Here is a 21,199-nt window from a genome sequence, read left to right as displayed (position 1 = left end):
CCCCTACCCTTCCCGCCCCAGCGAGAAGTACTCCGACTGCCGGGGCCGCGCCGCCAACGCCAGCACCGACGCCACTTCCTCGACCCCCTCCGACAGCGGCGCGATCGTCACGCGCACGGCTTCGGGGTGCCCGCGGTCGATGACGCCTTCACGGTCGTCGAACTGATCCGTCGTCGGATGCGATACGTTCCGCCGCGTTGATCAGAGGGAGCGGCGCGGCGTTCGACCGACGACGAGTCGTCCGTTGTGTCAGTTCGTTCCGGACCGGTTCGCCCCCGGAGCGAATCCGAGCGCGGCTCGCCCGCGGCCCCTGTCGGACGACGACGCGGCTCACGCGAGCTGGTCGAGCAGTTCGCGGTGCTCGGCGACGGCGAAGCGAAACTCGGCCCGCACCTGTTCGCGGTGCCGACGTTGCTCGGCATCGGTCCGTTCACACGGACCTCGAGCGGTGTTCCGCCATGGCCCGATGATGTTGCGGCGGAACCATTCTCGCCAAGGAACACCGGTGAGTGCCGGGAGACTCAGCGAAACGTGTGGCGGAGCGTGACCCCCACCCGGCGGAGTTTGGCGCGGACCGGGTTGTCGTCGCGGGGCTCCAGCCGCAAGCCGGCCGACTCTGCGATGCGTTCCGCCACTGCCGGGACCGGGGTGGTGTCGGTCCGGATGTGCTCGGCGAATTCGGGTGCGCTCAACCGCTCGAGGCAGTAGTCGAGCTTGTCGACGGCGAACTGTTCGCGACGCAGCAGGAGATCGGCCTGCCCGACCGCCTTCAGCACCGGCGCGAGTCCGAGACCTCGGTCGCGCAACCGCTCGATCACCGTCTCCCGGTCGGCGAGCAACGCGAAGTGGTGGACCTCGTTGCCCGCGTCCCGCAGCCGGCCCACCGTCTCCGCGAAATACTGCGGATTCGCCACCGTCATCGGCGCGATCACCACCCCGTCGTGCGCCCGGACCACGTGATCGAGCACCTCGAACACACCTTGCCGCCAGCTCGGGTAGTCCTGGAAGTCGCGCCGCAGGGCCGGCGGCATCGTGCGATGCAACCCGTAGCCCACCTCCTCGGGATCGCACACCACGCTCCCCGGCAACCGGCTGTGCAGCTCGAACGCGGTCTGCGTCTTCCCTCCACCGAAAGGCCCGTTGATCCACAACAGCATGCGCACCACGGTACCGGCGCCCCCTACCCTTCCCGCCCCAGCGAGAAGTACTCCGACTGCCGGGGCCGCGCCGCCAACGCCAGCACCGACGCCACTTCCTCGACCCCCTCCGACAGCGGCGCGATCGTCACGCGCACGGCTTCGGGGTGCCCGCGGTCGGCGACGAAGAACGGCCCGCCGGGGGCGACGCGAATTCCGTTGGCCGCCAAGTGAACCAGGGCGGTGCGTTCGTCGGCGACGGGCACCCAGGCGTTGAGTCCCTGCCCGTCGGCGATGCGCACACCGCGCTCGCGCAACCCGTCGGCGAGGGCGCGGCGGCGCGCCTGATACTGGTCACGGGCGAATTCGACGGTGCGGGTGACGGTTTCGTCGCGCAGCATCTCGTGCAGGAGGCGTTGCAGGATGCGGGGCGTCCACCCGGGGCCGAGCATGCGGGTGGCGACGATGCGGTCGATGATCTCCTCCGGCCCCGACAGCGCCGCGATCCGTAGATCGGGCCCATGCGATTTGGAGTAGCTGCGCACGTGCAGCACCCGGTCCGGCACCCAGCGCCCGAGGCTGATGTCCTCGGCGGGGACGACGGGCCCGGAGTGATCGTCCTCGATCACCATGCACCGATGTTCGCTGCGCCGTAGCACTTCCACCAGTTCCGCCGCGCGCTCCGCGCTCATGGACGCCCCGGTCGGATTCTGCGCGCGCGGCTGCAGCACCGCCGCCGTGGCCCCGGTCGCCAGCGCGCGGGCGAACTCGGCGGGCAGCACGCCCTCGCCGTCCATCCGCACCGGAACAGTCTGCGCGCCAATGGAATCCAGATAGTCCAGGATGTAGGGAAAGGTCGGGTCCTCGACGATCACCCGGTCGCCGAACCGCACCACCGCGTGCAGGCTGCGCGCCACCGCGTCCATCGCCCCGTCCACCACGGTGAGCGCGCCCGACCCGGTCGGCCAGTCGGCCTGCAACAGCCGCCCGAGCTCCGGCACCACGGGCGCCTGGTGATAGTCGGTGGTCTCCGCACCCAGGGCGAGCCGGGACAGGATCGACCCGATCTCGGGCAGCAGCACGGGATCGGGCGTGCCGAGCGAGAGGTCCAGTCGCGCCGTGGTGGCGCCCCGGGTCATCCCGTCGGTCCGGGACGCCGCGGGCCGCGCGCCGCCCTCGGCCACGAATGTGCCGCTGCGACCCCGCGATACGACGAGGCCGGCCTGCGCCAGCGCCCGCCAGCCGTGGCTGACGGTGGCGGGACTGACTCCCAGCCTGCTGGAAAGCTCCCGCACGGTGGGCAGACGGTCGCCCGCCCGCAGCTCGCCGCTGGTGATGAGGCGCGCGATGGCGCCCGCGATCCCGGCGGGGGTGGGGTCATCGATCTGAATCCGGTCGCTCATTTTCACTTCTCGATCACGCCGCGAGATTTACACTTCCGGCACCGACTGAAATATTCAGGAAATGTTTACCGTCGAAGATAACATAATCAAACTTCGGTAGGGAGATCGACAGGTGACGACAATCAAGGCCGCCATCACCCAGGCGACGTGGACCGGCGACAAGAAGTCGATGATCGCCAAGCACGAGGGGTTCGTCGAAGAGGCCGCCGCTGCGGGCGTGCAGGTGATCTGCTTCCAGGAACTGTTCTACGGGCCCTACTTCGGCAACGTGCAGGACAAGAAGTACTACGAGTACGCCGAGTCCGTGCCGGGGCCCACCACCGAGCGATTCGCCGAACTGGCCCGCGCGCACCGGATGGTGATCGTGCTCCCGGTGTACGAGGAGGACCAGCCCGGCGTGCTGTACAACACCGCCGCGGTGATCGACGCAGACGGCAGCTACCTGGGCAAATACCGCAAGCACCACATTCCGCACCTGCCCAGCTTCTGGGAGAAGTTCTACTTCCGCCCCGGCAACCTCGGCTACCCGGTGTTCGACACCGCCGTCGGCAAGATCGGCGTCTACATCTGCTACGACCGGCACTTCCCGGAGGGCTGGCGCGCGTACGGATTGGGCGGCGCCGAACTGGTGTTCAACCCGTCGGCCACCAAACCCGGCCTGTCCAACCGGCTCTGGGAACTGGAACAGCCCGCCGCGGCGGCCGCCAACCAGTACTACGTCGCCGCGAACAACCGGATCGGCACCGAGACCGACGAGTTCGGCGACGACGCGGTGACCTTCTACGGCAGTTCGTATTTCGTGGACCCGCGCGGCAACTACGTGGGCGCGGTGGCTTCCACCGACACCGACGAGCTGGTGATCCGCGATATCGACCTGGACCTGGTGCGGGAGGTGCGCGGCGACTGGCAGTTCTACCGCGACCGCCGCCCGGATTCCTACGACGCCATCGTGGCGCCCTGAGCACGAGGAGGTGCGCATGGCAACGACTTTGATCACCGGCGGCACCGTGGTCTCGGCCACCGGCCGCGGCGCGGCCGACGTGCTGGTGGACGGCGAACGCATCGTCGCCCTGCTCGAACCGGGCAGTACGGTGCTCGGCGCGAACCTCGCCGAGACGGTCGACACGGTCGTCGACGCGACCGGCAAGTACGTCATCCCCGGCGGCATCGACGCGCACACGCACATGTCCATGCCGTTCGGCGGGACAACGGCTTCCGACGACTTCGAGACCGGCACCAGGGCGGCGGCGTGGGGCGGCACCACCACCATCATCGACTTCGCCGTGCAGAAGTTCGGTGAGCGCGTGCAGGATTCGCTGGAGACCTGGCACAAGATGGCCGACGGGCAGTGCGCCGTCGACTACTCGTTCCACCAGATCATCGGCGACGTGAACGCCGAATCCCTGGCCGCGCTGCGCCGACTGCCCGACGAGGGCATCACCAGCTTCAAGCTGTTCATGGCCTACCCCGGCGTCTTCTACAGCGACGACGCGCAGATCCTGCGCGCCATGCAGACCGGCGCCGACACCGGCCTGCTCACCATGATGCACGCCGAGAACGGCCCCGCCATCGACGTGCTCGTCGAACAGCTGCTGGCCGAGGGCAAGACCGCGCCGTACTACCACGGCATCGCCCGCGCCTGGCAGCTCGAGGAGGAGGCCACGCACCGCGCGATCATGCTCGCCGACCTCACCGGCGCGCCGCTGTACGTGGTGCACGTGTCGGCGAAACAGGCTGTGGCGCAACTGGCCGCGGCGCGCGATCGCGGCCGCAACGTGTTCGGCGAGACCTGCCCGCAGTACCTGTACCTCTCGCTGGAGGACAACCTCGGCGCGGCGGGTTTCGAGGGCGCGAAGTGGGTCTGTTCGACACCGCTGCGGTCGCGGCAGGAGGAGCACCAGGATCAGGTGTGGCAGGCGTTGCGCACCAACGACTTGCAGATGGTGTCCACCGATCACTGTCCGTTCTGCATGAAGGGGCAGAAGGACATGGGGCTCGGCGATTTCTCCAAGATTCCCAACGGAATCGGCACCGTGGAACACCGGATGGACCTGATGTACCAGGGCGTGGTGGACGGGCGGATCACCTTGGAGCGCTGGGTGGAGATCACCTCCACCACCCCGGCGCGGATGTTCGGCCTCTACGGCCGCAAGGGTGTGCTCGCCCCGGGCGCGGACGCCGACATCGTGGTCTACGACCCGAACGGCCACACCTCGATCGGCCTCGGCAAGACCCACCACATGAACATGGACCATTCGGCCTGGGAGGGCTACGAGATCGACGGGCACGTCGACGTGGTGCTCGCCCGCGGCAAGGTCGTGGTGTCCGACGGCGAATACCGGGGCGCCAAAGGCGACGGGCAGTTCGTGCGCCGCGACCCCTGTCAGTACCTGATCTGAGGAGACGCCATGGAATTCGGAGCGGTACTGCAATGCGATCCGCCCGCGGCGCGCACGGTGCAACTGGCCAAACTGGCCGAGGCGCACGGTTTCAGCCACCTGTGGACCTTCGATTCGCACCTGCTGTGGCAGGAGCCGTACGTGCTGTACAGCCAGATCTTGCACGAGACGAAGCGAATCACGGTGGGGCCCATGGTGACCAATCCGGCGACCCGCGACTGGACCGTCACCGCCTCGCTCTACGCCACCCTCAACGAGGCGTACGGCAACCGCACCATCTGCGGCATCGGGCGCGGTGATTCGGCGGTGCGCGTGGGCGGCGGCAAACCCACCACCCTCGCCACGCTGCGCGAGTCCATCCACGTGATCCGCGAGCTGGCCAACTCGCGCCCGGTCGAATACGGCGGCAGCACACTGCAATTCCCGTGGAGCACCGGCTCCGCGCTGGAGGTGTGGGTGGCCGCCTACGGGCCGAAGGCGCTGGCGCTGACCGGCGAGGTGGCCGACGGGTTCATCCTGCAGCTCGCCGATCTCGACATCGCGGAGTGGATGATCGGCACCGTCCGCAAGGCCGCCGCGGCGGCCGGTCGCGACCCCGATTCGATCAAGATGTGCGTCGCCGCACCGATGTACATCGGCACCGATCGGCAGCACATGCGCGATCAGTGCCGCTGGTTCGGCGGCATGGTCGGCAACCACGTCGCCGACATCGTCGAGCGGTACGGCACCTCCGGACAGGTGCCCGCCGCGCTCACCGACTACATCGAGGGCCGCAAAGGCTACGACTACAACCAGCACGGCCGGGCGGGAAACACGCACGCCGACTTCGTCTCCGACGACATCGTCGAGCGGTTCTGCGTGCTGGGCACCCCCGAGGACCACATCGCGAAACTGCGCGCGCTGGCCGATCTCGGCGTGGACCAGTTCGCCGGCTATCTGCAGCACGACAACAAGGAGGAGACCTTGCGCGTCTACGGCGAGACCGTGATTCCGCAACTGCGGCAAGCCATCACGGCGACGAAGGTGTCGGCATGACCGCCGTGGGGATCGACCTCGACGCCCGCGCCTACGAACTCGACCGCGCCCACGTGTTCCATTCGTGGTCCGCGCAGGCCGCGCTGAACCCGCTGGTGCTGGCGGGGGGACGCGGCTGCCGGGTGTGGGACCACGCGGGCCGCGAGTACCTGGACTTCGCCAGCCAGATGGTGAATGTCAATATCGGGCACCAGCATCCGGTGGTCACCGCCGCCATCGCCGACCAGGCGGCGCGGCTCACCACCATCGGCCCGGCCGTCGCGAACCTCCAGCGCGGCGAGGCGGCGCAGCGGATCACCGCGCTCGCGCCGGAGGGCTTCGACAAGGTTTTCTTCACCAACGGCGGCGCCGACGCGAACGAGAACGCCATCCGGATGGCCCGCCTGCACACCGGGCGCGACAAGGTGCTCTCGACTTACCGTTCCTACCACGGCAATACGGGCGCCGCGGTGGTCGCCACCGGCGACTGGCGGCGTATGCCCAACGAATACGCGCGCGGGCACGTGCACTTCTTCGGCCCGTACCTGTACCGCAGCGAATTCTGGTCCAGCAGTGCCGAAGAGGAGAGCGAGCGCGCGCTGCGGCACCTGGAACGCGTGGTGCAGTGCGAGGGTCCCGACACTATCGCCGCGATCCTGCTGGAGAGCGTGCCCGGCACTGCGGGCATCCTGGTGCCGCCGCCCGGCTACCTCGCCGGCGTGCGCGCGATCGCCGACCGCTACGGGATCGTGTTGATCCTCGACGAGGTGATGTGCGGCTTCGGCCGCACCGGACGGTGGTTCGCGTTCGACGGCTACGACGTGATCCCGGACCTGATCACCTTCGCCAAGGGCGTGAACTCCGGATACGTGCCCGTCGGCGGCGTGGTGATCTCCGAGCCCATCGCCCGCACCTTCGACGAGCGGGTCTTCCCCGGCGGCCTCACCTACAGCGGGCATCCGCTCGCGGCCGCCTCCATCGTCGCCGCGCTCGACGTGATGGCCGACGAAGGGATCGTCGCGAACGCCGAACGCATCGGCCGCACCGTGATCGGTCCCGCGCTGTCGCGGGTGGCCGAGGACGTGCCGCTGATCGGCGAAGTGCGCGGCGAAGGCGTGTTCTGGGCGATCGAGCTCGTCGCCGATCGTGAGACCCGCCAGCCGCTTTCGGCCGCCGCCATGGCGCGGATCAAGGCCGACCTGGTCGCGCGCGGCGTGCTGCCGTTCCTGGCCGACAACAGAATTCATTTCGCCCCGCCCTGCGTGGTCACCGAGGCCGAGGTCCACGAGGCCGCCGCCGCGCTGCGCGAAGTACTCACCGCTCTGCCCGAGGAGATCCGATGACGAATCCCGCCGACGTGCTCGACCACTGGGTCGACGGAAAGCCCTGGACGGGCGAATCCACCCGCACCGCACCGGTTTACGATCCGGCGCTGGGCGTGCCGCAGCGCAGCGTGCGGATGGCCACGGCGAGCGACGTGGGCGCGGCCGTCGCCGCCGCGGCCGCCGCGTTGCCCGCCTGGCGCGAGTCCTCCATCGCCACGCGGCACCGGTTCCTGCTGAACTTCCGCGAACTGCTCAACGCCCGCAAGGACGCGCTGGCCGCCATTCTCACCGCCGAACACGGCAAGGTCCTCTCCGACGCGGCGGGCGAGATCGCGCGCGGACTCGAAGTCGTCGAATTCGCTTTGTCCATGCCGCATCTGCTCAAGGGCGAGTTCAGCCAGAACGCCTCCACCGGCGTCGACGTGTACTCGGTGCGCGAACCGGTCGGCGTGGTGGGCATCATCAGCCCGTTCAACTTCCCGGCCATGGTGCCGCTGTGGTTCTTCCCGATCGCCATCGCGGCGGGAAACACGGTGGTGCTCAAGCCGAGTGAGAAGGACCCTTCCGCGGCGAACTGGCTCGCCGAACTGGCCGCCGACGCCGGCCTGCCCGTCGGCGTGCTCAACGTGGTGCACGGCGACAAGGAGGCCGTGGACGCGCTGCTCACCCACCCCGACGTGGCGGCCATCTCGTTCGTCGGCTCCACGCCGATCGCGGACTACGTCTACCGGACGGCGAGCGCGCACGGCAAACGCGTGCAGGCCCTCGGCGGGGCGAAGAACCACATGCTGGTGCTGCCCGACGCCGATCTCGATCTGGCGGCCGACGCGGCGGTGAACGCCGGGTTCGGTTCGGCCGGTGAACGATGCATGGCGGTGAGCGTGGTGCTGGCGGTCGACGCCATCGCCGACGATTTCGTGGCGCGGGTGGCCGAGCGGATGCAGGGGCTGCGCACCGGCGACGGACGGCGCGGCTGCGATATGGGCCCGCTGATCACCCGCGAGCACCGCGACCGCGTGGCGGGGTATCTGGACACCGCCGCCGCCGATCGCGCGCGCGTGGTGGTGGACGGGCGCGAGTCGCCGATCGACGGTGATCCCAACGGTTTCTGGCTCGGCCCCACTTTGATCGACCGGGTTCCGGTGACCTCGGCGGTGTATCGCGACGAGATCTTCGGGCCCGTGCTCTCCGTGGTGCGGGTCGAAGGGTTCGAGCACGCGGTCGATCTCATCAACGCCTCGCCCTACGGCAACGGCACCGCGATCTTCACCAACGACGGGGGCGCGGCGCGGCGCTTCCAGCGGCAGGTGAACGTCGGCATGATCGGCGTGAACGTGCCGATCCCGGTGCCCGTGGCCTACCACAGTTTCGGCGGCTGGAAGGCGTCCCTGTTCGGTGACGCGAAAGCTTACGGCCCCAACGGTTTCGCCTTCTTCACCCAGGAGAAGGCGATCACCTCCCGCTGGCTCGACCCGAGCCATGGCGGCATCGACCTCGGGTTCCCGAGGAACAGTTAGCACTAGGCAAGAAGGATCATCCGATGACCGAAACTCGGGTACGGCCGCCGGGCGGCGCGCCGGGCAGTTCCACGCTGGTCAACGACGACTTGGCACCGACAACCAAGGAGACCGCGACCTGGCGTACCTGGGACATCTTCTGTCTCTGGATGACCTCGGCGCACAGCATCGCCAGCTACGGCTTCGCCGTCGGCATGCTGGCCCTGGGCATGACGGGCTGGCAGACGATGCTCGCGCTCTTCGTCGGCGTGCTCATCCTGTGGCTGGGCAGCAACCTCGTGGGCGTCGCGGGGCAGAAGGTCGGGGTGCCGTTCCCCGTCTTCGCCCGCGCCGCCTTCGGGGTGTTCGGCGCCAACGTTCCGGCGTTGTTGCGCGCCGTGGTGGCGGTGTTCTGGTACGGCATCCAGACCTATCTCGCCTCGACGGCGCTCATGATTCTGCTGTTGCGCGTGTGGCCGGGGCTGGCGTCGTGGACGGAATCCAGCTTCCTGGGGTTGTCCGCGCTGGGGTGGATCGCGTTCCTGGTGCTGTGGACGGTGCAGTTGGCGATCATCAACTACGGCATGGAAGTGGTGCGCAAGGCGTCCGACTTCGCGGGGCCGGTGGTATGGATCGGCATGATCGCGCTGGCCATCTGGATTCTCGGAAAGGCCGACTGGAGCATCGATTTCAACGCGCGGGCCGGTGAACCGCTCTCGGGCGGGGCGACCGTGGCGGCGTTCGTGGGCGTCGCGTTCCTGATGGTGTCGTTCATGGCGGGGCCGCTGGTGAACTACGCCGACTTCGCACGGTTCTCGCCCAGCAAGAAGGCCGTGCTGCGCGGTAACGCATGGGGAATCCCGTTCAACGAAACGGCTTTCGTGGTGCTGTCCATCGTCATCTCGCTGGCCACGCTGAAGGTGTACGGGGAGGTGCTGCACGATCCGGTCGCGCTGGTGGCCGAGATCGACAACGATGCGATCGTCATGATCGCCGCCGTGCTCTTCGCGACGGCGACCGTGGGCATCAACGTGGTGCTGAACTTCGTCTCGCCCGCCTACGACATCTCCAATGCCGCACCGAAATACATCTCGTTCCGCACCGGCGGCATCATCACCGCCGTGCTGTCCATCGTGGTGCTGCCCTGGAAGCTCTGGGAGAACCAGGATTTCATCATCTACTTCCTCGGCGGCGTCGGCGCCCTCATGGGCCCCGTCTTCGGCATTCTCGTCGTGGACTACTACCTGGTCCGCCGCCAGCGCACCGCCGTCGGCGACCTCTACTCCGACCACCCCGAAGGCAGCTACTGGTACACCCGCGGATTCAACCCGAAAGCCCTGATCGCCCTGGGCATCTCGGGCACGATCGCCGTCATCGTGGCCCTGGCCCCCGACTCCCAGACCATCACCGCCCTCTCCTGGCCCGTCGGCGCCGCCCTCGGCGCGGCAATCATGTACGGACTCAACGTCAAACGCCCTGTATCGACCCCCTGACCCCAGTGCGGCGGCCCACCCGGGCCGCCGCATTTCTATGTCGGGAGATCTGACTTCTCACCCAGGTACCAGGCGCCTTCCGGCGCCGGTCATCTCGCGGCAGACGCGGCTGGCGTGGGCGAGGTCGGCGACCCACGCCCGCCCCCGATGAACGGTGGTTATCTGGAGAATTGGATGCCCGCGCGGGGCGTTCTTTCCGAACGGCGCGTCGAAGACCACACGATCCGGCCGCAGGCTCCGGCCGCGCACCCTCCAGCCGTTCATGCCATCGAGGTTATCCCCGCGTGGACGCCGCGTGGGGAACTCGCCGGATCCATACAAGTGGTCGCCAGGCGCGAGGTGGTTCGCGCCGCTCGGATCGGTCGCCGTTTGCGAATCGCCGCGATCGAGTGGTGAACCGGTAGCGCGGTGCGGGCCGCGCTCAGGGTTGGTCGAGCAGGTGGCGGGGCGCGGCCAGGGTCCACGAATCCAGGATGATCGCCTCGAGCTCCTCGCGATCGTCCAGCGCGGCGAGCCGCACGCGCACCCACGCGTTGTTCGCCTCGTGCGCCGCGATCCAGAACTTGTGCGGCTCGGCGGCGACGAGTTCGTCACGGTCGAGGATCGGGCAGCGGACCGCCATCGATGTCTCGGCCTCGGGCAGGGTGAGGAACAGCTTTCCGGCGACGCGGAAGATGGGCATATCCCAGGCGAACTGCTCGACGGTCTCCGGCAGCGACAGGGCGTAGCTGCGGACATCGTCCCCCGTGGTACTCATGCCACGCATCTTTCCAGGACCCGCCGACAGGTGGGTCAGCCGCGGATCTCGGGCAGCGTGCCGTCGCCGAGGTCGGGGTCGGGCAGCACCCGGTCGGGGTCGATCAGCGCGACCGCGCGGCCGTCGAGGCGCATCCGGCGCAGTCCCTCCAGCAGCATTCGGCGGCCCACGTCGTTCATCCGGTCCACGCGGGACAGGTCCAGCACCACGGCCGTGCCGGAGGTATCGGATTCCAGACCGTGCAACACCGCCTCACCACCGCTGAACTGGATGACGCCTTGCAGTTCGAACACCGTTTCCCCGCCGGAGGTGTGCACACCGCGCAGCACGGTCGAGCCGTACGGCACCGAATCCATCAGGTGCATCCCCATATCCGCCGACAGCCGCTGGAACACCTTGATACCGCGCACACTGTTGCCGTGCGCGTCCAGGCGCGGCGACACCACGGCGATACCGCACTGTCCGGGCAGCGCGCCCAGAAGTCCGCCCGCCACACCACTTTTCGCAGGGATGCCGACCGTGGCGAACCACTCGCCCACCCCGTCGTACATCCCGGCGGCGGCCATCACGGTGAGCGTCTGCCTGGCCACCTCGGGCGGCATCAGGCGCTCACCCGTCCGCGGCTGCACGCCGCCGTTGGCCAGCGTCGCGCCCATGACCGCCAGATCGCCCACGGTGACGGTGATCGAGCACTGGCGCGTGTACCCTTCCACCACCTCGTGCGGATCGTCTTGCAGCACACCGTAATTGCGCAGCATGTGGGCGATGGAGAGATTGCGGTCGGCGGTGGCGAGTTCGGAGGCGAACACCGACTCGTCGATGCCCAGTTCGCGACCGGCCAACGCGGAGAAGAACTCTCGCGCCCGCTCCACCTTGTCGGCCACGCTCGCCCCCGGCCCCACCAGCAGATCATGGGTGGCGATGGCGCCGACGTTGATCATCGGATTCTTCGGCCGGCGCGACCCGGTTTCCAGCGAAAGCTCGTTGAACGCCTCACCGGACGGTTCGACGCCGACCGCGGCGAGCACCGTCTCCTTGCCGCGGTCCAGCAGCGCGGCAGCGTAGGCGAACGGTTTGGAGATGGACTGGATAGAGAACTCGACCTCGTCGTCGCCCGCTGCGTAGGTGCGGCCCGCGACGGTGGTGACCGCGGCCCCGAACACGTCGGGATCGGCGTTCGCCAGATCGGGGATGTAGTCGGCCACGGCACCGGACCGCTCATCGGCCAGGGCGTCGAGCACTTCTTGCAGGTAGTCGCCTACCGGTGATCGCACTCGGTCCTCCGATCCGAACGGGAGCAGTCGCCCGGTCCACGGTACACAGCGTGCGCGAAGACCAAGCGTGTGCCGAGAGATAGCCGTGCGCAGTAGACTGGGTTACCCGCAGTGTGCCTGCTCAGTGCGGGTAACAAGCGGTGTGGGCCCATCAGTCGCCAACTGATCACGTAAGAACATGGGTAACTCCAGGGGTACGGACGAACTCGACATCACCTCACCGGCAGCCCGGCTCCAGAGCCTCCCTGCACTAGCGACCGGCCTGAAACGCGGAGAGGCGGACAGAGAGGCGGAACAGCAGTGCGGTACTACCGGGACATGCCGCAGTGGCGGGAACTGCAACAGTTCCTCCCGGAACGTCTGCGCCTCGACGACAACACCGCGCCGGGGGAGGAGTTCTGGGGGTGGCGCGGCCATAGTGTGCACCTGGATCGTTATCCGAATCCGTCCGCGCCAGCGAAAGTCGTTCTGCACCACGGGGTCGGCACGAATGGCAGGCAGCTCACTCTGATTCTCGGCGCGCCGCTGGCTCGGCGCGGTTTCGAGACCGTCGCGCTGGACAACCTCTGGTACGGGCTCACGGTGCTCGCGCCGGGCACGATCCCCACCTATGACGACTGGATACACCTGGTGGTCGATTTCCTCGCCCACGAGCGCGCCCGCGACGACCGGCCGATGGTGTTCTTCGGCCTGAGCGCGGGCGGGATGGTGGGTTATCACGCGGCGGCCGCGGCCCCGAGCGGCACGCTGGGCGGCCTCGTCGGCATGACGTTCCTCGAGCAGCGCGACCGCCGGGTCCGCGACGCCACCTCCCACGACCTGTTCTCCGCCCGCGTCGGCATCCCGGCCATGGGCATGCTGGCGCGCACCCCGCTGCGGGGTGTGCGGTATCCGATGACGCTGGCGGCGAAGATGTCGGCGCTGGTGAACGATCCGGCCGCGCTGCGCGTCATGACGCGCGACCGCACGTCGGCGGGGAACTGGCTGCCGGTCGCCTTCCTGGCGAGCTATGCCACCTACGCGCGCGCCGTCGAACCCGAGGACTTCGACGCCTGCCCGATCCTGCTGACCCAGCCCGCGGCCGACCGCTGGACCCCGCTCGCCCTGAGCGAACCGTTCCTCGCCAGGATCCGGAAGGTGCCCGTGGAAACCGTGTTGCTCGACAACGCGGGCCATTACCCGCTCGAGGAACCGGGGCTGAGTCAGCTGGAATCCGCCGTGGCCGACTTCGTCACGCGGAGTACGTAGCGCGTTCAGAATCCAGCGAAATCGTCTCCCCGGTTGAGCCTTTCGACTGATGCACGCGTTTGGTCCCGGAGTTGACGCAGATACTCGCCCGCATCGGCCGCACCCGCCAGCAGTGCCGCCTGGCCCGACCAGAGGTTGAGCAGGCCGGCGTCGCCGTTCGCGGCGGCGCGGCGGCGGAGGGGGCCCATCAGGGCGTTCTGCGCGGGGTACGGCGGCACCGTGGCCTCGTGCTGCGCCATCTCCCGGACGAAGCGGTTCGGGATGCCGCGGGCGGGGCGTCCGGAGAAGAGCCTGGTCAGCACCGTCGTGCGGGCGTCGGGGGAGCGCAGCGCGCGGCGGTGGGGGGCCGAGGCGCCGGACTGGTCGGTGGCCAGGAAGCCGGTGCCGATCTGGACCGCGTCCGCGCCGAGGGCGAACGCGGCCGCGATGCCACGGCCGTCGGCGATGCCGCCCGCCGCGACCACCGGCACCCGCACGGCGTCGGCGACCTGCGGGATCAGCGAGAAGGTGCCGACCAGTGACTCGTGCACCGGTCGCAGGAAGGCTCCGCGATGTCCGCCCGCGTCGCTGCCCGAGGCCACGACGGCGTCGAAGCCCGCCCGCTCCAGCGCGATCGCCTCCTCGACGGTCGTGGCGGTGCCGAGCGTGACGATGCCCCGCTCGCGCGCGGCCGCCAGGAACCCGGCGTCGGGAATCCCCATCACGAAACTGACGCACGGTGGCGCGGCCGCCAGGACAGCGGCGAGTTGCTCTTCGTAGTCGGGTGTGCGCAGCGAATCGGGCGGTGCCACCTCGAGTTCGGTGTAGTAGCGAGCCAGTCGGTCGCGGTCGGCGTCGGCGAAACCCGTCGGCTCGCCGGGCTGCGGCACCCAGAGGTTCACCGCGAAGGGCCGCTCGGTGGCGGCGCGTGCCCGCGCCACCACGTCGGCGATCTCCGTGCCGGTCAGCACGTGCGCGCCGAAGGAGCCGAGCCCGCCACCCTCGGACACCGCGGCGAGCAGGTCGACCGAGGACAGGCCACCGCCGAAGGGGCCCTGCACGATCGGCACGTCGATACCCAGCAGTGTGGTGAAGCGGTTCATCGCGCGACCGCCGCCCGGCCGCGGGTGAGCGCCAGCGCCTGCGCCGCCACCCGCGCCCCGAGATGCGCGGCCGTGGCCAGGTCGGCGGGGCCGGGAGCGCGCTCGGCGTCCACGTCGGACGGTGACTGCGCCATCGCGCCGAGGAACCCGCCGAGCCGGTTGAGCGAGGCGGCGTCGCCGTGTTCGGTATAGAGCCAGCCGGGCGGCAGGTCCAGGCTGACCCAGGTCATCCCGTGCTGGGCGGCGAAGAGCGACAACGAGATCAGCGTGTTGAGCTTGTCGCCGTTGACGCCCGCCGAGTTGGTGAACCCGGCCGCGAGCTTGTGCCGCCAGCCTTGCGCCGCCCACACCGGTGCGCTGGCCTCGGCGAACGCCTGGAACACCGCCGATTGGCTGCCCATGTAGGTGGGTGTGCCGAACACGATCGCGGCGGATTCGTCCAAGGTCCGCCACAGCGGGTCCCCGAGCCGTCCGACGTCGCACAGCGCGGCCGTCGCGCCGTCCACGGTGCCCACTCCCTCCGCGACGGCGTGCGCCTGGCGTGCGGTGTGCCCGAATCCGCTGTGATAAGCGACGGCCACGGTGATCTCCGGCATGGTGTTCTCCTTCAAGACTAGAGACGACCGGTCAACTATTACAGATAATTGACCGGTCGTCTACAGTGGTCGTCATGGGACGGACCAGCGACGCCGCCGACCGCCTGCTCGCGGCGGCCTGCGCATTGATGCACGACCGGGGCTACAGCGGCATCGGCGTCGCCGAGATCTGCGCCCACGCCGACGTGCGCAAGGGCAGCTTCTATCACTTCTTCCCGTCGAAGGAGGAACTCACCATCGCGGTGGTCGACCGGCACTGGGAAACCCAACGGCCCGAATGGATCCGGGCGCGCGAGGGTGACGGCCCCGCGCTGAACCGCCTCGCCGTGCTGCTCGACGGTCAGGCCGCCGCCCAGCGTGCCGACAAGGCCGCTACCGGCACGGTTCGCGGCTGCCTGCTCGCCAACCTCGGCCTCGAACTGAGCACCCAGGAGGCGCGCGTGCAACGGCGCATCCGGGAGGTCTTCGATGAGCAGACCGCGATCGTCGCCGCCATCCTCACCCAGGCCGGGGTTCCGGCCCCCGACGAGACCGCCCGCGCTGTCCTAGCTCAACTCGAGGGCGCCGTGCTGTTCGCCAAGCTCACCAACGACCCCGCGTCGCTCGACGATCTCTGGTCGCAGACCCGTCGCCTGCTCGGCGTGTGAGGGGTTGGGGGAGAACGGCATCGGTGATCCTCCGTTCGTCGCCGAGAACGCTGCGGCCGGGCCGCGTACCGTGGAGACCGTCCGGGACGTATTCGAGTGAGCGGAGGGCTCATGGCGACGGAATCATTGGCGCGGCGGGCGGTGCGCGGGTTCAATGCCGGGGTGGTGGCATTGACGGAGGCGCCGGTGATCGGGCGGATCCTGGGGCGGGGGTTCGCGACGGTGTCGTATGTCGGACGGCGATCCGGCAAGACATTCAGCACGCCGGTGAACTACTGGCGCAAGGGGGACGACCTGCTGATCGGTGTGGCGATGCCGGACCGCAAGCAGTGGTGGCGGAACTTCCTGGACGACGGCGCGCCGATCGTGGTGCGGCGAAACGGCGTGGACGAGACCGGTCACGCCGTGGCGACGCGCGACGAGCGCGGGCGGGTCACGGTGCGGGTGCGCCTCGGCGAGGGGTGAGCCCGCGCCGGTCTCGGTTCGATGAAACCTGTTGCATGTGACGCGACGTATCACTAACCTTGGTGGTAGCTCGACTGCCGAAGGAGACACCGCCGATGTTGTCCACCGCTTCGACCGATGCGTCGTACCACGAGATCCTGCGCGACCTGTCCGAGGGCTCGGTGCACAGGCACTTCGACCCCTACCTCGATATCGACTGGGACTCACCGGATTTCGCCGTCGACCCCACCGATACGCGCTGGATCATGCCCGACGAGGACCCGCTGGGCCGCCACCCCTGGTACAAGGCGCAGCCGGTGGAGCGCCAGATCGCGATGGGGATGTGGCGCCAGGCCGGCATCGCCAAGGTGGGCCTGGACTTCGAGCAGTTGCTGATCCGCGGCCTCATGCAGTACCTGATCTCGGTGCCCAACGGCGATCCCGAGTTCCGGTACGTCACGCACGAGGCGGCCGAAGAGTGCAACCACACGATGATGTTCCAGGAGATGATCAATCGCATCGGCGAGGACGTCGTCGGCATGGGCTCGATCGACCGCAAGCTCACGATGATCATCTGGCCCGCGGTGAAGTACTTCCCCGCGTTGTTCTTCACCATGGTGCTCGGCGGCGAGGAGCCCATCGACCACCTCCAGAAGTCGGTCCTGCGGGCCGGTGAGGACATGCACCCGATGGTGCAGCGGGTCATGCAGATCCACGTGGCCGAGGAGGCCAGGCACATCTCGTTCGCGCACGAATACCTGCGCCGCAACGTCCCCGGCCTGCACCCGGTGCCGAAATTCGTGCTCTCCCTGGGCTTTCCGGTCGCCATGCGGGTGATGCTCGGCATGATCATGACCCCGCCCAAGGAGTTCGTCGAGAAGTTCGAGATCCCGGCCCACGTGATGCGCGACGCCTACTGGAACGCCCCGCAATCGCGCGCCACCAAACGCAGCATCTTCGGCGACGTCCGCGCCCTGTGCACCGACGTCGGACTGATGAACCCGGTGGCCAAGGCGGCCTGGCGCCTGCTCGGCATCGACGGCCCCGTCTCCCGCTACCGCAGCGAACCCGACCGCACCCTGGCCTGAGCGGTCGCGGCGCGCCGGGTCCGGCGCAGGAACATGGCGGATCAGTCCCCGGTCCCTGCCGCCGCGTCGAGCGGGAGCCGGGAGAGTCCGAGGCGGGTGCAGCGTTCGGTCGCGGGTGTGAGGATGCGTTCGGCCTCGCCGGCGTGACCCGCGCGCCGTAGTGCGACGCCGAGGAGGAACTGCGCGCGCAAACCGGCGAGCGGTCGGCGGTCGGCGTCGATGGCTTCCAGGAGGGCGCGCGCCCGGGCGACGGCCTCCTCGTGCCGGGCCGGGTCGGAGTCGGCCAGCAGCAGGCGGATGGCGGAGTCCTCGTCGGATTCGGCGGTGACGGTGGTGATTCCGTCGTCGTGGTGCGGGTTGCGCGGCCGGAGCATTTCCTCGGCCACGCCGGGGTCGAGGTCGAATCCGAGGCGGACCCACTCGTTGCGCACGCGCGCCGCCAGCCGGGGCAGGGCGAGGCGTTCGGCGTGGGAAGCCCCCTCGTTCAACAGCTCTCGCGCGCCGTCGCGATCACCGCGCAGTGCGCGCACCCGCGCGCCGACCGCGTAGGTGGCGATCATGAAGTCCACGCCGCCACCACCCTCGGTGACCGAATCCCTGCTCTCCTCCAGCAGGGCGTGGGCGGAGTCCAGATCGCCGGTCTCGTAACGCAATTCGCCGAAGGCGGCGCAGGCCAGCCGGGCGGCGTGCGAGGTGCGGCCCATCGTGGCGCGCGCGGTGTCGAGCGCCTCGCGGAACAGTTCCTCGGCGGCGGGCAGGTCCAGCTGGCGCAGGGCCGCCATCCCGGCGAAGCACCGCCCGTAGACGGACGCGAACGGCCCGCTCTCCTCGTGGTATCCGGCCGCCCACTGCTGGGCCCGGCGGGCGGCGTCGAAGTCGAAGCGGTAGATCGCGGTGAACGCGGCGACGTTCGCCGCGACGCCCGATACCCGCGGTGAGAACGCCTCGGGGCGGGCCAGCGCGTCGGCGAGCAGCCGATCCACCCCGGCCACCCGGTCGGCGAACAGCTCGGCGACCGCCTTGGCCACATCGGCTTCGGCGCGCAGGTCCGCGACTTCGGGTCCGCCCAGGGCGGCTTCGGCGAGCGCGGTCTCGAAACCCTCCAGTGCCACCGCGGTCGCCGCCGGGCGGCGCAGCACGATGTTCACCCACGCGGTGAGCAGATGCACCTCGGGCTTGGCGCGGATCGCGTGCGCGGGCAACTTGGCCAGAATCCCTTGGAGCAGCGCGATTTTGGAATGCTCCAGCAGGTGGGCGCCGTCGGCCTCCACGAGATCGGCAGCCCGCTCGGGGTCGTTGGCGGCGAGCGCGTGCTCGACGGCGTCGTTGAGCAGGTGGTGGCGCGCGAACCAGTCGGCCGCCCGCAGGTGCAGCGCGGCCAGCTCGCCGGGCCGGTCGTGGGCCAGGCGTTGCCGCAGGTACCCGGCGAAGAGCTGGTGGTAGCGGAACCATGCCCGATCGGTGCCCGCCCGCTGGAGGAACATGCCGCGGTCGCAGATATCGGCCAGCAGTTCCTCGGCGTCGGCGCGGCCGGTGAGTTCGGCCGCGAGGTCGCCGCACACCCGCTCGCACAGGGACGTGGACATCAGGAAGTCGAGCGTCTCGGGTGCCATGGCGGCCAGCACGTTCTCGGCGAGGAACTCCCCGATATCGGGATGTTCGGTGAGCCGGTCGATCAGGTGCGCGGGCACCTCGCCGGCCCGCAGCGAGAGCACGGCGAGTTGCAGCGCCGCGACCCAGCCGTCGGTGCGGTGGGCCAGCGACATGGCCTCCTCGCGCGAGAGCCGCACGCCGCCCGCCTCCGCGAGGAACGCCCGCACCTCGTCGGTGTCGAAACGCAGTGCCGCCGCGCCGATCTCGACGAGTTCGCCGTGAATGCGCAACCGGCTCAACGGAAGTTCGGGCCGTGCGGTGCTCGTCACCACGATCGGCAGGTGGTGGCACCCGTGGTCGAGCAGGTACCGGACGGCCGCCACCGTGGTGGGCGCGGTGACCCGCTGCCAGTCGTCCAGGAACACCGTGACCCGCTCGTCGCCGCCGTGCAGGCCGTCGATCAGCGCCGTCAGCACGGCGCGGGCGGGGTCCTCGGCGGTGGTGTCCAGCACGCGGTCCAGCTCGTCGGCCAGGTGCGGGACGGCCGGGCGCAGCGCGGCCACCAGGTGGGCGAGGAACCACGCGAGGTTGTTGTCGTCCTCGTCCACCGTCAGCCACGCCGCCGCGGCGCCGGTGTCGCGGAGCTCGTCGTGCCACTGTGCGGCCAGGGTGGTCTTGCCGAATCCGCTCGGCGCGTGGATCGAAATGAGGCGGGTGCGTTCCCCGGCCCGCAGCAGATCCAGCAGCCGTTTCCGGGCGAGCGGGCTGCGCGCCGGCGTGGGCGGCCGGTACTTGGTCGCGGGAGTGGGTGGGGCCGTGGCTGTTTCGCGGATCGGCGGGGCGGGAGTGGCCGAGGGCAGCAACAGCGCGTCGACGGGTGAACCGGTGTGGCGCTGCGCTTCTCGGATCTCCTCGCCCAGCGCGGCCGCGCTCTCCGGACGGTCGGTGGGCTCGGTGGCCATGGCGTGCTCGATGACGGTGCGGACCTCGTCGGGCACGCCGCGCTCGGCCAGATCGGTGACCGGCTGCGCGCTCACCCGCAGGAACTGCGTCAGCACCTGCTCGCCCGCGCGCCGCTCGTAGGCGACGTGGCCGGTGAGCGCGCAGAACAGCGTGGCGCCCAAGCCGTACAGATCCGAGGCCTCGGTCGGCGCCGCGCCGCGCAGCACTTCGGGGGCAGTGAAAGCCGGTGTGCCGGTGACGATTCCGGTGGTGGTCCGGAAGCCGCCCGGGGTGCGGGCGATGCCGAAGTCGGTGAGTTCCGGTTCGCCGTAGTCGGTGATCAGGATATTGGCGGGTTTCACGTCGCGGTGCAGGATCCCGGCCCCGTGCGCGGTGGCCAGCGCGCCCGACATCTTGACGCCCAGCCGCAGGGTGGCCGACCAGTCCAGCGGGCCCGCCGCGCGGATGCGCTGTTCCAGCGAGCCGCGCGCGTGATACGGCATGACCAGATAGGAATGCCCGCCGCGCGTGGTGCCGACCTGGAAGACCGCGACGATGTGCGGGTGCCCGGACAAGCGGCCCATGGCCTGCTGTTCCCGGACGAAGCGGCCGAGCACATCGGGGTCGAGATCGCCGGTGAGGACCTTCACCGCGACGACTCGGTCCAGGTCGGGCTGGCTGCATCGGTACACGACGCCGAATCCGCCGCGCCCGATCTCCCGCGCGTCCTCGAAACCTTCGGCGCCCAGCTCCGCGAGGATCCCCGAGGCGGCGGCTCTGCGCTGCGTCGGCGGCATATCGGCCATCGCGGGCCTCGATTCGGGCGTGCTCGCGGCCGGCCGGAACCGGCCCTTTCTGCGAGGATAACCCCGTTCGCTACACCTTTGCCCCGGCCAGCCGCTGCGCGTGTCGCCGGGCCGAGGCGGCCAGCTCGCGCTCCCGTCCGCTGTCGGGTCCGCCCTCGCCCGCCAGGTGCTCGTGCAGCCGCGCCTTCGCCGCGTACCAGCGGGCCAGCGAGTCCGCGTCGGCCCCGCTGGACGGGCGCGTCAGGCACAGGGTCTGCATCTCGATCAGTACGTTCATCTCGGTCCTCCGGCGCTCACTCGAGGACCGCCACTCCGCGCGGATCGCGCGCGGCGTTCCCGTCCTCGAACCCTGTCTCGATGTCGTCGGCGCGGTAGCGATTCGTTACTGACGCGTCCCCGGCGCCTCGCGCCGACCGTCTGGGTCACGCCGGGGCCGATCCGGGAATTCGCCACCAG

18 protein-coding genes are annotated in these 21,199 nt (G+C 69.6%); 10 read left to right on the top strand and 8 right to left on the bottom strand.

Going from position 1 to position 21,199, the window contains the following annotated elements; genetic code table 11:
• Positions 1-521: 521 nt before the first annotated feature.
• On the bottom strand, positions 522-1,157 hold the full coding sequence (locus DFR74_RS26830) for an AAA family ATPase (RefSeq protein ID WP_067508781.1): 636 nt from the start codon (positions 1,155-1,157) through the stop codon (positions 522-524).
• A gap of 23 nt (positions 1,158-1,180) precedes the next feature.
• Complete coding sequence (locus tag DFR74_RS26825) at positions 1,181-2,539, bottom strand: aminotransferase-like domain-containing protein (protein WP_067508628.1); 1,359 nt, start codon at positions 2,537-2,539, stop codon at positions 1,181-1,183.
• A gap of 112 nt (positions 2,540-2,651) precedes the next feature.
• Between DFR74_RS26825 and DFR74_RS26820 the strand changes: the two genes are divergently transcribed.
• The 6 genes from DFR74_RS26820 to DFR74_RS26795 are packed head-to-tail and all read left to right on the top strand — an operon-like array spanning position 2,652 to position 10,266.
• Complete coding sequence (locus DFR74_RS26820) at positions 2,652-3,500, top strand: nitrilase-related carbon-nitrogen hydrolase (RefSeq protein WP_067508626.1); 849 nt, start codon at positions 2,652-2,654, stop codon at positions 3,498-3,500.
• Positions 3,501-3,516: 16 nt separating this feature from the next.
• Positions 3,517-4,938 (top strand): dihydropyrimidinase, encoded by a 1,422-nt coding sequence (gene hydA / locus DFR74_RS26815; protein WP_067508624.1) that lies wholly within the window; start codon positions 3,517-3,519, stop codon positions 4,936-4,938.
• 9 nt (positions 4,939-4,947) lie between these two features.
• Entirely contained in the window at positions 4,948-5,973 is a 1,026-nt protein-coding gene (locus DFR74_RS26810; RefSeq protein WP_067508622.1) for a TIGR03842 family LLM class F420-dependent oxidoreductase, read from the top strand.
• Positions 5,970-7,295 carry an aspartate aminotransferase family protein gene (locus DFR74_RS26805; protein ID WP_067508620.1) on the top strand — a complete coding sequence of 442 codons (1,326 nt, stop codon included), beginning with the start codon at positions 5,970-5,972 and terminating at the stop codon, positions 7,293-7,295. The genes DFR74_RS26810 and DFR74_RS26805 overlap by 4 nt, the downstream gene beginning before the upstream one ends.
• On the top strand, positions 7,292-8,794 hold the full coding sequence (locus DFR74_RS26800; RefSeq protein WP_067508618.1) for a CoA-acylating methylmalonate-semialdehyde dehydrogenase: 1,503 nt from the start codon (positions 7,292-7,294) through the stop codon (positions 8,792-8,794). The genes DFR74_RS26805 and DFR74_RS26800 overlap by 4 nt, the downstream gene beginning before the upstream one ends.
• Positions 8,795-8,817: 23 nt before the next feature.
• Positions 8,818-10,266 carry an NCS1 family nucleobase:cation symporter-1 gene (locus DFR74_RS26795; protein WP_067508617.1) on the top strand — a complete coding sequence of 483 codons (1,449 nt, stop codon included), beginning with the start codon at positions 8,818-8,820 and terminating at the stop codon, positions 10,264-10,266.
• A 421-nt stretch (positions 10,267-10,687) separates the two neighbouring features.
• Here the strand turns inward: DFR74_RS26795 and DFR74_RS26790 are convergent, their stop codons facing one another.
• Complete coding sequence (locus DFR74_RS26790) at positions 10,688-11,023, bottom strand: MmcQ/YjbR family DNA-binding protein (protein ID WP_067508616.1); 336 nt, start codon at positions 11,021-11,023, stop codon at positions 10,688-10,690.
• Between the two features lie 35 nt (positions 11,024-11,058).
• Positions 11,059-12,297, bottom strand: coding sequence for a glutaminase (locus tag DFR74_RS26785; protein WP_067508614.1), 1,239 nt, complete (start codon positions 12,295-12,297; stop codon positions 11,059-11,061).
• Between the two features lie 318 nt (positions 12,298-12,615).
• Between DFR74_RS26785 and DFR74_RS26780 the strand changes: the two genes are divergently transcribed.
• Positions 12,616-13,545, top strand: a complete 930-nt coding sequence (locus DFR74_RS26780; protein ID WP_067508612.1) for an alpha/beta hydrolase — start codon at positions 12,616-12,618, stop codon at positions 13,543-13,545.
• Positions 13,546-13,550: 5 nt separating this feature from the next.
• Here DFR74_RS26780 and DFR74_RS26775 read toward each other — a convergent pair whose 3' ends face one another.
• Complete coding sequence (locus DFR74_RS26775) at positions 13,551-14,627, bottom strand: NAD(P)H-dependent flavin oxidoreductase (protein WP_067508610.1); 1,077 nt, start codon at positions 14,625-14,627, stop codon at positions 13,551-13,553.
• Positions 14,624-15,223 carry a flavodoxin family protein gene (locus DFR74_RS26770; RefSeq protein WP_067508779.1) on the bottom strand — a complete coding sequence of 200 codons (600 nt, stop codon included), beginning with the start codon at positions 15,221-15,223 and terminating at the stop codon, positions 14,624-14,626. The genes DFR74_RS26775 and DFR74_RS26770 overlap by 4 nt, the downstream gene beginning before the upstream one ends.
• 74 nt (positions 15,224-15,297) lie before the next feature.
• Here DFR74_RS26770 and DFR74_RS26765 point away from each other — a divergent pair, with 74 nt between their 5' ends.
• The 3 genes from DFR74_RS26765 to DFR74_RS26755 all read left to right on the top strand — a co-directional run bounded on the left by DFR74_RS26765 (position 15,298) and on the right by DFR74_RS26755 (position 17,402).
• A complete protein-coding gene (locus DFR74_RS26765; RefSeq protein ID WP_067508777.1) occupies positions 15,298-15,870 on the top strand; it encodes a TetR/AcrR family transcriptional regulator in 573 nt (190 codons plus the stop codon).
• A 111-nt stretch (positions 15,871-15,981) separates the two neighbouring features.
• Positions 15,982-16,335 carry a nitroreductase/quinone reductase family protein gene (locus tag DFR74_RS26760; protein ID WP_067508608.1) on the top strand — a complete coding sequence of 118 codons (354 nt, stop codon included), beginning with the start codon at positions 15,982-15,984 and terminating at the stop codon, positions 16,333-16,335.
• 95 nt (positions 16,336-16,430) lie between these two features.
• A complete protein-coding gene (locus DFR74_RS26755) occupies positions 16,431-17,402 on the top strand; it encodes an AurF N-oxygenase family protein (protein ID WP_067508606.1) in 972 nt (323 codons plus the stop codon).
• Positions 17,403-17,443: 41 nt separating this feature from the next.
• Here the strand turns inward: DFR74_RS26755 and DFR74_RS26750 are convergent, their stop codons facing one another.
• Positions 17,444-20,743 (bottom strand): serine/threonine-protein kinase, encoded by a 3,300-nt coding sequence (locus DFR74_RS26750; protein WP_067508605.1) that lies wholly within the window; start codon positions 20,741-20,743, stop codon positions 17,444-17,446.
• 70 nt (positions 20,744-20,813) lie between these two features.
• Positions 20,814-21,020 carry a hypothetical protein gene (locus tag DFR74_RS26745; RefSeq protein ID WP_067508604.1) on the bottom strand — a complete coding sequence of 69 codons (207 nt, stop codon included), beginning with the start codon at positions 21,018-21,020 and terminating at the stop codon, positions 20,814-20,816.
• Between the last annotated feature and the right edge of the window lie 179 nt (positions 21,021-21,199).

Origin of the sequence: Nocardia puris (assembly GCF_003315035.1) — a bacterium.
GTDB lineage: Bacteria > Actinomycetota > Actinomycetes > Mycobacteriales > Mycobacteriaceae > Nocardia > Nocardia puris.
Note: the sequence above shows the minus strand (reverse complement) of the source record. Positions and strands in the feature narration are given on the sequence as shown.